This window comes from Vibrio sp. 10N.222.49.C9 (genome assembly GCF_041474985.1).
GTDB classification, from domain to species: domain Bacteria; phylum Pseudomonadota; class Gammaproteobacteria; order Enterobacterales; family Vibrionaceae; genus Vibrio; species Vibrio crassostreae_C.
The window spans coordinates 1-296 of sequence record NZ_JBFRVD010001471.1; the positions used below are offsets into that span (position 1 = coordinate 1).

The following is a 296-nucleotide window of genomic DNA, read 5'->3' on the forward strand; positions in this document are numbered from 1 at the left end:
ATAGTGATGCCTTCTTTATTGATCTTCTGCAAGAACTCCCACATAGAGCGCCTTAACTCGATATCAACACCCGCAGTAGGCTCATCAAGAATAAGTAACTTAGGCTCATGCATCAGAGCGCGAGCTATCATTAAGCGACGCTTCATGCCCCCTGATAATGTTCTCGCTCTGTCACTGCGCTTATCCCACAATTCAAGCTGAGAGAGGTACTTCTTCGCTCTCTCTTTTGCATCGGCGCGCGATACGCCGTAGTAGCCTGCTTGCTGCAGTACAATTTGCTCAACCGTCTCGAACAT

General features: G+C 48.3%; 1 protein-coding gene. It reads right to left on the reverse strand.

Annotated features, from left to right (window positions below):
* A partial coding sequence (locus AB4585_RS28810) for an ATP-binding cassette domain-containing protein (protein WP_372172206.1) occupies positions 1 to 296 on the reverse strand: 296 nt, incomplete at both ends.